8 protein-coding genes are annotated in these 9,724 nt (G+C 67.9%); 4 read left to right on the top strand and 4 right to left on the bottom strand.

From position 1 onward, the window contains the following. The 3 genes from R2910_14090 to R2910_14080 form a co-directional block, all read right to left on the bottom strand. On the bottom strand, positions 1 to 549 hold a 549-nt coding region (locus R2910_14090), incomplete at its 3' end, for an ABC transporter ATP-binding protein (GenBank protein MEZ4414111.1). Between the two features lie 21 nt (positions 550 to 570). After that, on the bottom strand, positions 571 to 1,680 hold the full coding sequence (locus tag R2910_14085; GenBank protein MEZ4414110.1) for a BamA/TamA family outer membrane protein: 1,110 nt from the start codon (positions 1,678 to 1,680) through the stop codon (positions 571 to 573). A 6-nt stretch (positions 1,681 to 1,686) separates the two neighbouring features. Further along, positions 1,687 to 2,727 (bottom strand): N(4)-(beta-N-acetylglucosaminyl)-L-asparaginase, encoded by a 1,041-nt coding sequence (locus R2910_14080; protein MEZ4414109.1) that lies wholly within the window; start codon positions 2,725 to 2,727, stop codon positions 1,687 to 1,689. Between the two features lie 136 nt (positions 2,728 to 2,863). Between R2910_14080 and R2910_14075 the strand changes: the two genes are divergently transcribed. The 3 genes from R2910_14075 to R2910_14065 are packed head-to-tail and all read left to right on the top strand — an operon-like array spanning position 2,864 to position 5,699. Then, positions 2,864 to 3,922 (top strand): hypothetical protein, encoded by a 1,059-nt coding sequence (locus R2910_14075; GenBank protein ID MEZ4414108.1) that lies wholly within the window; start codon positions 2,864 to 2,866, stop codon positions 3,920 to 3,922. Then, positions 3,919 to 4,593, top strand: a complete 675-nt coding sequence (locus tag R2910_14070) for an isochorismatase family protein (GenBank protein ID MEZ4414107.1) — start codon at positions 3,919 to 3,921, stop codon at positions 4,591 to 4,593. Before R2910_14075 ends, R2910_14070 begins: the two co-directional genes overlap by 4 nt. Then, complete coding sequence (locus R2910_14065) at positions 4,593 to 5,699, top strand: aminotransferase class V-fold PLP-dependent enzyme (protein MEZ4414106.1); 1,107 nt, start codon at positions 4,593 to 4,595, stop codon at positions 5,697 to 5,699. Before R2910_14070 ends, R2910_14065 begins: the two co-directional genes overlap by 1 nt. On the opposite strand, the gene R2910_14060 is transcribed toward R2910_14065, so the two are convergent. Then, positions 5,696 to 7,390 carry a methyl-accepting chemotaxis protein gene (locus R2910_14060; GenBank protein MEZ4414105.1) on the bottom strand — a complete coding sequence of 565 codons (1,695 nt, stop codon included), beginning with the start codon at positions 7,388 to 7,390 and terminating at the stop codon, positions 5,696 to 5,698. The two genes, R2910_14065 and R2910_14060, sit on opposite strands and share 4 nt — an antisense overlap. Positions 7,391 to 7,510: 120 nt before the next feature. Here R2910_14060 and leuS point away from each other — a divergent pair. After that, positions 7,511 to 9,724, top strand: a 2,214-nt coding sequence (gene leuS / locus R2910_14055; GenBank protein ID MEZ4414104.1) for a leucine--tRNA ligase, incomplete at its 3' end; no start/stop codon positions are given.

The raw sequence follows: 9,724 nt of genomic DNA, 5'->3' as shown, positions 1-9,724 counted from the left end.
GCCGAAAATGATCAGGACGGTAAGCGTGACGGCGGTGAGTTTCCAGTTGAGCCAGAAGAGCACGCCCACCGCGATGGCCGCGGTCACGAACCCGCCGACCAGTTGCACCAGGCCGGTTCCGACCAGGTTCCGGATGCCCTCCGCGTCCGACATGATCCGCGAGATCAGCACGCCCGTCTTCGTCGAATCGAAATAGCTGACCGGGAGCCGGGCCACGTGGGCCTGGACCCGCTTCCGCATGTCGGTGATGGCCCGCTGCGCGGCGACGCCAAGCACTTGCGAGAGGGCGAAGCCGGTCACGGCCTGCACCAGTGTGGCCACGCCGACCGCCAAGGCGATCCACGGCAGCAGCTGGGCGTGCTGCTTCCCGATCACGTCGTCGATGAGGTATTTGGAGGAGGCGGGCAGGACGAGCCCGGCCAGACGGCTCAGCAGCATCAGGCACAGGCCGAGTGCCAGGCGGAAGCGATAGTCCCAGACGACCTCGCGGGCTTCGGCCCACGCGGCCTTGTAATTGACCTTCGGTTTTGCGGGGGTGGGTTCAGCCATGCAGGGAAAGTAATCGGTCGGCTAGAAACTCCACCCCGTGTTGGCAGAGAAGACGTACCCGTCGGGGCCCCACGCGAAGTTGAGGGTCATGATGCCCGCCTTCAGCGCGCGGAAGAGGAGTCCGACGCCGCCGGAGAGTGCCATACCGTCGGTGGTGAGCGAGAGCCCACCCTCCGGGAAGACTCGGCCGACGTCGAGGAACCCGATGACCCCGGCACCGCCGAAATCCCCGACATCGAGGATTGTCTGTCGCACCTCGAGCGAGGCGGAGAGCTGGTCGGCGTCGAGCAACCGTCCGCCCACGAGGCCGCGATTGGTCTCCTGGCCGCCGTACTGCCACCGCGACTCTTCCCAGAGGTGGAGCTCGTACCCGGAACTCAGGGGGGCGTTGCCGGATGTGCTTACCGCCGTCACCCGCCCGGCCACCACGGTACCGAAGAAGGGGTGCGCAAATCCCCGGGCATCGCCGTAGAAGCGGCCGTAGGAATTTCCCACCAGCCCGCCGACCTGGAGCAGCGTGCCGGTGGAGGGGTTGTACTCACGGTCCCGCGTGTCGTAGACCAGCCGCAGGCTCCCGGTGTAGTCGGTCGTCTCGAGGGAGGTGCCCACCTGGGTGCCGAAGAGCGTCGGGGCGGGGAGTGAGGTGAACTCGGTGCCAACGAGTCCCCCCGCCACTGCCGTCTCAAGATGCCCGGCAATCCGTCGCGTCACTTCGACGCGACCGCCCAGCCGGGCGCGCCGCACCCGATAGTAGTTGCTGTTGTTGACTTCGAGTGTGGGGTCGTACGGCGTGTCGTTGCCAATGCCGAAATAGCCCATCCGCGAGTCCTTGACCCAGAACCCCTCGGAAAAGATTCGCCAGTCCTTCCAGAGCCCGGGGGCCCGGAAGACCACCGTCGCCATCTGACTGCCGTTGAACCCAAGCGCTGCCGTGGCCGCAAGGGAGCCGTCGGACAGCCACGGATCGTCCCAGGCCGCATCCCGACGGTAGTCGAACCGTGCGCCGAGCAGCGGGAAGGTGTTCGGCGACGAGGCGATGTAGGGATAGTAGTTGCTGAGCCAGCGATCCTGCGCCGCCAGCGGTCTGGCGGCGAGGAGCAGGAGCAGCAGGAACGGCAGCCGTCGGAGCATGCGCACCTATTTCGAGGGATAGAGGACGGCGCAGTCCTTGAACGCGGCGGCCGAGCCGTCGTGCACGGCGTAGCGCGCCTTGTAGAGCGAGGCCGCGCCGTATTCGCCCTTCTTGTTCACGGCGTAGAACTGGAGGCTGAAGTCTGGCCGTCCATCCTTGCGCAACAGCCGCGGGGGCGTCATGGCCATCACCCGGCGGAGGGTCTCGAGACAGGCGTCGGTGGGCGACATGCCGCGCCGCATGTGCTCGACCGTGAGAAACCCGCCGCACACCATGATGTTGGATTCGCCTCGGCCGGTGGACCCGGCGGACCCGACATCGTTGTCGGTGTATTGCCCGGCCCCGACAATCGGCGAATCGCCCACCCGGCCGTCGATCTTCCAGGCCAGGCCGCTGGTGGTCGTGACGGAGCTCAGGTCCCCCGCGGCGTTGACGACGTTCAGGTTGATGGTCCCGGTGGGGCGCACCACCATGGGCGTGTTGTCGGGGACGTCGAGCCAGTCGTCGCTCCCGCCCCGGTTGGCGCGCCAGGTCAGCCAGCGCTGCCGGGACTCCGGCGTCAGCAGGTCCTCATCCTTGAAGCCGTAGGAGAGCGCGAACTTCTTGGCGCCTTCCCCGACCAGCATGATGTGGTTGGTGTACTTGAGGACCAGCTTCGCCACTTCGCTCGGTGTCTTGATGCCCTCGAGCGCCCCCACGGCCCCGGCGCGCCGAGTGGGGCCGTGGACGCAGGAGGCGTCGAGCTGCACCACGCCGTCCTCGTTTGGCAGGCCGCCGTAGCCGACCGACATATCCCCCGGGTCGAGTTCCTGGATCTTGACCCCCTCCACGGCGGCATCCAGGGTGTCGCTGCCCTGCAGGACCAGCTCAAGAGCCCGGCTGACCGGGGCCAGGCTGTTGGCGGAACTGATGGCCACCGGGCGGCTGGCGCCTCGGAGGACAATGGCCGGGGCCTCGAGGGCGGACAGGCGTGACGGCAGCGCCCCGGCGGCGAGCGCGGCGGCGCCGGCACCGAGGAAATTCCGGCGGGAAAGGGAGTCAGACACTGGGTCTCCTGGGTGACGTGCAAGGGGGCTTGACCGTTAGAGTTAGACGCCGCCGGGGCCCCTGTCAACTTGCCCCCCCCTCCCGCGCCTCCTAACTTCCCGGGTCGTCTCCCCCTAGAGAGAGAGCCCCCAGCACATGGCCCGTCGCCCCAGGCTCGACCCGCACATCTTCAACCTCCCGGTCGAGAAGATGCGCTCGGGCTACTACTCCGATAAGTACTTCGTCCGGGCCCGCGAGGTCCTCATCGCCGACGCCTACCGGCCGCGGGTCACGATGCAGGTCTTCGGCAAGCAGCAGGCGCTCCTCGGAGGGGTCGACGAGGCGATTGCCATCCTCAAGCTCTGCGCCGTGGAGTGGCCTGAACTCGAAGTGCACGCCCTCTTTGACGGCGACGAGGTCGAGGCGTGGGAAACCGTCATGCTCATCGAAGGCCCCTACGACGCCTTTGCCCACCTCGAGACGTTGTACCTCGGGGTGCTCGCCCGCCGCACCCGCGTCGGCACCAACACCCGCCGGGTAGTGGAAGCCGCCGCCCCGCAGACCGTGATGTTCTTCCCGGCCCGCCACGATCACTGGCTGGTGCAGACCGGCGACGGGTACGCCGCGCACATTGCCGGCGCCATCGGCGTCTCGACCGACGCGCAGGCCTCGTGGTGGGGGAGCGAAGGGATCGGCACCGTGCCGCATGCGCTGATCGCGGCCTACGGGGGTGACACCGTGCGGGCGACACTGAAGTTCCTGGAGCACGCCCCCGCCGGGGTGCAGGTGGTGACGCTCGTGGACTTCGAGAACGACTGTGTGCGGACCTCGCTCGAGGTGGCCCGCGCGCTTGGCGACAAGCTCTTCGGCGTCCGGATCGATACCAGCGAAAAATTGGTGGACAAGTCGGTCCTGCCGCAGATGGGGCGCTTTCCGCCCACTGGCGTCAACCCGCAGCTGGTCTGGAACGTCCGCCGGGCGCTCGACGCGGAGGGCTTTCGCGACGTGAAAATCGTGGTGTCGGGCGGCTTCACCGCCGACAAGATTCGCGAGTTCCACCGTCAGGCCGTCCCGGTGGACGCCTACGGTGTGGGCTCCTCGCTCTTCCAGGGGCGTTTCGATTTCACGGCCGACGTCGTGCTCCTTGACGGAAAGCCGTGCGCCAAGGTGGGGCGTGAGTATCGGCCCAATCCCCGGCTCGAGCGGGTCCAATGAGCCGGCTCCTCTTCTGGGACGTCGATACCCAGCACGATTTCATGCGGTCGGACGGGTTGTTGTACGTGCCCGGCAGCGAGGAGATCGGGCCGGCGCTGCGCGCCCTGACCGACTTCGCGCACCAGCAGGGTATTCGGATCGTCGCCAGCGCGGACGACCACGTGCCCGGTCACCGCGAGCTGAGTGACACGCCCGATTTCAAGACGACCTTTCCGCCGCACTGCATGCGCGGCACCCCCGGCCAGCACAAGGTGCCCGAGACGCCACTCCGCAATCCACTGGTGTTCGAGCCGGATCCGATGGACCCGGCCAAGGTGGGGCGTCACGTGGCGGCGCACGATGGGGACATCCTGTTCCACAAGCACTGGTTCGATGTCTTCACCAATGCGAATGTCGAGCCGGTGCTCGAGGCCCTCGCGCCGGACGTGATCGTGCTCTACGGTGTGGCGCTCGACGTCTGCGATCGCTATGCCGTGGAGGGCCTGCTCGAACGGCGCCCCGCGACGCGGCTGCTGCTCGTCACCGACGCCGTCCGCGCCATCGACGCCGCGGCCGGTGAACGGCTGCTGGCCGAGTGGCGGGACCGCGGTGTTCAGATGGTGACCAGCGATGAGATTATAGGGGGCGGCGTGCTCGACCAGTTCCGCACGCCCCGCGATCGGGAGATGTGATGACTGCGAACGGCATGCCTTCAGACTACACCTTCGGCCGCTTCTTCCTTCCCGGACCCACCGACGTCCATGTCGATGTCCTGCAGGCCATGGTGCACCCGATGTTTGCCCACCGGGGCCCGGAGATGGTCGCGATGCTGCAGCGGATGGAGCCGCAGCTCCAGCGGCTCTTCCGCACCACACGCCCGGTGCTGATGGCCACCAGTTCCGCCACCGGATTCATGGAGGCGGCGGTGGCCGGCGGCGTTCGCGAGCGGGTGCTGGTGGTCGATGGAGGCTTCTTCGGCGATCGGTTTGCCCGGATTGCCAAGCGGTGCGGCAAGGAGGTGGTCCGCCTGCCGGTTCCGCTCGGCCGCGCCCTCGAGGCCGACGATTTGGCGGCGGCCCTCGACAAGCACCAGGTCGACGCCGTCGCCGTGGTCCATTGTGAGACCTCCACTGGCACGCTGGTTCCGCTGGAGGACTTGGCGGGTGTGGTGCGCGGGCGGAAGGACGTGGTCCTGCTGGTGGACGCGGTCACCTCGGTTGGTGGGTCGCCGGTCGAGACCGACGCCTGGGGGCTCGATTTCGTCTTTACCGGTTCGCAGAAGGCGCTGGCGATGCCTCCCGGGATTTCCCTCGCCGTGGCGTCGCCGGCCATGATGGAGCGTGCCTGCGAGCAGGCACAGCCAGGATGGTACTTCGACCTGGTCCTGCACGACGAGGCCATCAAGATCAACCAGCCGACCCAGACGCCGGCCCTTCCGCTCTACCTGGCGCTGGAGGCCCAACTGAAACGAATCGACGCTGAAGGCGGCATCGAGGCCCGCTGGCGGCGGCACCGCTCGATGCTCACGATGATGGAAGAGTGGGTGGCCGCGCACCCGGCCTACAGCTTTTTCGCACCGGAGGGGCGCCGGGCGTGGACGGTGTCGGCGCTTCGTGTGCCCGAGGGCACCACCGGGCGTGCGGTCGCCGGCCAGCTGCTGGAGCGGGGTTGGACGATTGGCGCGGGTCTCGACGCAATGGCCGATGCGATGATCCGCATCGGCCATATGGGAGACCTCACGCCTGGACACTTTGCCGGCCTGCTGTCGGCGCTCTCGGAGATTGCCGAGGGCGCCTAGCTCACGCGAAACCCGCCGACGGCGTTGGTCAGGCGCTCGGCGGCGTCGGCCAGGTGACCGGCGGAGGAGGCGATCTCCTCGGTCGAGGCGTTGAGCTCCTGCGCGGCCGCCGCGATTTGCTGGGCAGCAGCGGCGTACTCTTCCGTGCCGGCGGATACTTCCTTCATGCGACCGGCAATCCCGTCAATCAGGATGCGGACATCATCGGCCGAGGCGGAAATCGCCTGGGTCCACTGATCGTTCGCATCGGCGTCTTCCGCCACGGTGCGGAGCCCCAAGGCGGCCGCCTGCGCCGCGTCGCGGGCCACGATCCCCCCCTGGGCGAGCCGGAGCAGTCGCTCCCGGGCGGTCTGCACCCGGGCCAGCACGCTCTGCACCGTCTCGCTGGTCGAGGTGGCCGCCTGCGCCGCCTGGCCCGCCAGCTTTCGTACCTCCTCCGCCACCACGCTGAATCCGCGGCCCTCGCCTCCCGCCCGCGCCGCCTCGATCGCGGCGTTGAGCGCCAGCATATGGGTCTGCTTGGCGATGGCCTTGGTCTGGGTGATGAACTTTTCGATTTCCTCGGACGAGGTGGCCAGCAACTCCGCCTCCTCCGCGCCGAGCTCGACTTCCTCCGTGAGCTTGGCCAGTTCGGTGGTGCTGCGATCGAGCTGCTCCCGGTGCGAGCGGGCCAGCGCCGCAAGCGCGGCGTTCCGCTGCGCCGCCTGGGTGGCGCCGGACGCCAGGGCCTCGGCGATGCCGAGAATCTTGCCGGCATCGTCGGCCGCCAGCCGGACGACGGCCGCCTGCTTGGTGGCACGGTCCGTCAGTTCGGCGGTCGTCCCTGCCACTTCCTGCGTCGAGGCCGACATCTCCTGCGTTGCCGCCGAAATCTCTTCGGCCATCGCGGCCGCCTCGCTGGAGGCCCCGCGAATGGCGCCGACCAGGGTCTGCAGTGCGCCGACCATCGCAGCGATGGCCCGGAGCAGCCGGTTTCCCTCGGCCCCCGCGGCGTCGATTTCCGTCACCGTGGCGCTGAGGTTCCCCTGCGCCACCTGCGTGGCCACTTCTTCCGCCACGAGCAACGGGCGCAGGATGCGCCGATCCAGCCAGCGACCCAGCAGCCACAGCGTGATGATGCCGCCGACCGTGAAGATCAGGATGCTGAACAGGACCAGGTTGCCGGTCAGGTCGACCCGCTGGGCCTCGGGCGCGCTGGTCACCACGCGCCAGTTGGAACCGGCCACAGGGAGGACAGCGGCCCGGGTCGCGATGCCGTTGAGGGTGAGGTCGACCAGCTGGAGTCCGCTTCGGCCGGTCGCGGCCTCCAACCCGCCGATCTGCGAGCCGGTCGCCGTGGCCGGGCGGCTGCTCCAGAGGACGGCGCCGTTGCCGCCGAGCACGGCGATCTCCACCAGGTCGGCATCGGTCCGTGCCGTTGACAGAAGTTGGTTGATCGAGGTCGCAGCCTCGGCCGAGGCGGCCCCGGGGGCGGCCAATCGCGCCATCGCACCGGGCTGGTACTCCAGCGCCTGCTCGAGGAGTGCCGCCGACCGGTCCGCCAGGCCAATCAGCCGCTCGTCGAGGCTGCGGCGGAGGTGCCGGGACTCGTTGCCGTTCATGATCCCGGCCATAAGGGCGCCGAAGAGAACCAGCACGGCGGTGCCGTACAGGTAGAGGGATCGGGTGAGGTCTTTCCTGACGCCGGCCATGGGGCTCCGCTGGCGATGTAAGTGGGGAGTGCATGAAAACTTAGGCTTGCCGGCCCCCTGCAGCAAGGCGCCGGCAGGGCGCTTGGCTCGCCCTCGTGCGGCGGGTAGATTCCCCCTATCATGACCGATCCGCAACCGCAGCGCTACGATCCGCAGGCCGTTGAGGCCAAGTGGCAGGCTCGCTGGGCCGAGCGCCACACCAACGAGCCCGACCTCGACGGCGCCGCCCGGCCCTTCTACAACCTGATGATGTTTCCCTATCCGTCAGCCGAAGGGCTGCACGTCGGGAACATGTTTGCCTTCACCGGCAGCGACGCCTACGGCCGCTTCAAGCGCCTGCAGGGCTTCGACGTCTTCGAGCCGATCGGCTTCGACGCCTTCGGAATCCACTCCGAGAACTACGCGATCAAGCTCGGAATTCACCCGGCCGAGCTCATTCCGCGCAACATCGCCAACTTCACCAGGCAGCTCACGCGGGTCGGCGGGATGTTCGCCTGGCGGAACGTGCTGTCCACCACTGATCCCGCCTACTACAAGTGGACCCAGTGGCTCTTCCTCCAGCTCTACAAGTCGGGGAAGGCGTACCGGAAGCACGGCGCGGTCAACTGGTGCCCCGAGTGCAAGACGGTGCTGGCCAACGAGCAGGTCATCAACGGCTTCTGCGAACGGCACCCGGACACCCGGGTCGAGCAGCGGGCGCTGCAGCAGTGGTATTTCCGCATCACCGACTACGCCGAGCGGCTTCTCGCCAACCTCGACGACCGCACGAAGATGGACTGGTCCGACACCACCACGCAGGCGCAGCGCAACTGGCTCGGCCGCTCGGAGGGGGCGGAGATCGACTTTGCGGTCGACGGCGACTGCGGCGCCATCCGGGTCTACACTACCCGGCCCGACACGCTGTACGGCGCCACCTTCATGGTGCTCGCCCCGGAGCATCCCCTCGTCGCCCAGCTGACGACCGACGCGCAGCGCGCGCTGGTCGAGGCATATCGCGCGCACGTCGCCTCGCTCGACCTGATTTCCCGCAAGGTGGGCGACAAGGACAAGACGGGCGTCTTCACCGGCGCGTACGCCATTAATCCCGCCACCGGCGGGAAGATCCCGGTGTGGATTGCCGATTACGTCCTGATGGAATACGGGACCGGCGCGATCATGGCGGTGCCGGCACACGATGAACGCGACTTTGCCTTTGCGCAGAAGTTCGACCTGCCGATCACTCGCGTGCTTGCCCGCGAGGGCCAGGACGCCGACGCCCCGATGGCGGAGGCAGAGACTGATACGGCGGGGTATGCACTGGTGCACTCGGGACCGTGGACGGGGCGTCCGGCGGACGCGGCGCTCCGCGACATGACCGCCTGGCTGGAGCGCGAAGGGCACGGCACGAAGATGGTGCGCTTCCGCCTCTATGACTGGTGCATTTCCCGGCAGCGGTACTGGGGCCCGCCGATTCCGATCATCCACTGCCCGGCCTGCGGTCCGGTGCCGGTGCCGGAAGCGGACCTGCCGGTGCTGCTGCCTCCCATCGACGACTTCCGCCCCGATGACTCCGGCATCTCGCCGCTGGCGCGGCACGAGGAATGGTACTTCGTACCCTGTCCAGACTGCGGAAAACAGGCGCGGAGGGAGACGGACGTCTCCGACACCTTCCTCGATTCGGCGTGGTACTACCTGCGGTACCCCAGCACCGAGTTCGACGACCGGCCGTTCGACCCGGCACGTACCGCCAAGTGGTGCCCGGTCACGATGTATATCGGCGGCAACGAGCACGCGGTGCTGCATCTGCTCTATTCGCGGTTCATCGCCATGGTGCTCCATGAACTCGGGCACGTGCAGTTCGAGGAACCGTTCAAGACGTTCCGGGCCCACGGGCTCATCGTCAAGGACGGCGCCAAGATGTCCAAGTCGAAGGGCAACGTCGTCATCCCCGACGAGTACATCGCCAAGTGGGGGGCCGACACCTTTCGGATGTACCTGATGTTCCTGGGCCCCTTCCAGGAGGGAGGCGACTTCCGCGACTCCGGCATCAGCGGGCCGCGCCGCTTCCTGGAAAAGGTCTGGGACTTGGTGGGGCAGTGCGAGCAGGCGACGCTCGCGGGGCAGGAGGTGCACCAGTCGGTGATTGTGAAGCGGCACCAGACGGTCAAGAAGGTGAGCGAGGCGATGGAGGCGCTGAGCTACAATACGGCCATCGCGGCGCTGATGGAGTTGCTCAACACTATGCGGGAGACAAACTGCTCTGAACGCCATCTGGTGAAGGACATGGTGGTCATGCTGGCCCCCTTCGCGCCGCACTTCTCGGAGGAGTGCTGGGAGCGGCTCGGCGGGGAGACC

This window comes from Gemmatimonadales bacterium (genome assembly GCA_041390145.1).
GTDB lineage: Bacteria > Gemmatimonadota > Gemmatimonadetes > Gemmatimonadales > GWC2-71-9 > SPDF01.
This window is presented reverse-complemented; position numbering and strand designations above follow the sequence as displayed.

Bases quoted from the DNA above. Each gene is read 5' to 3' on its own strand.
- R2910_14085 (MEZ4414110.1), bottom strand. From the start codon at position 1,680: ATGCTCCGACGGCTGCCGTTCCTGCTGCTCCTGCTCCTCGCCGCCAGA.
- R2910_14075 (MEZ4414108.1), top strand. From the start codon at position 2,864: ATGGCCCGTCGCCCCAGGCTCGACCCGCACATCTTCAACCTCCCGGTC.
- R2910_14070 (MEZ4414107.1), top strand. From the start codon at position 3,919: ATGAGCCGGCTCCTCTTCTGGGACGTCGATACCCAGCACGATTTCATG.
- R2910_14065 (MEZ4414106.1), top strand. From the start codon at position 4,593: ATGACTGCGAACGGCATGCCTTCAGACTACACCTTCGGCCGCTTCTTC.
- R2910_14060 (MEZ4414105.1), bottom strand. From the start codon at position 7,390: ATGGCCGGCGTCAGGAAAGACCTCACCCGATCCCTCTACCTGTACGGC.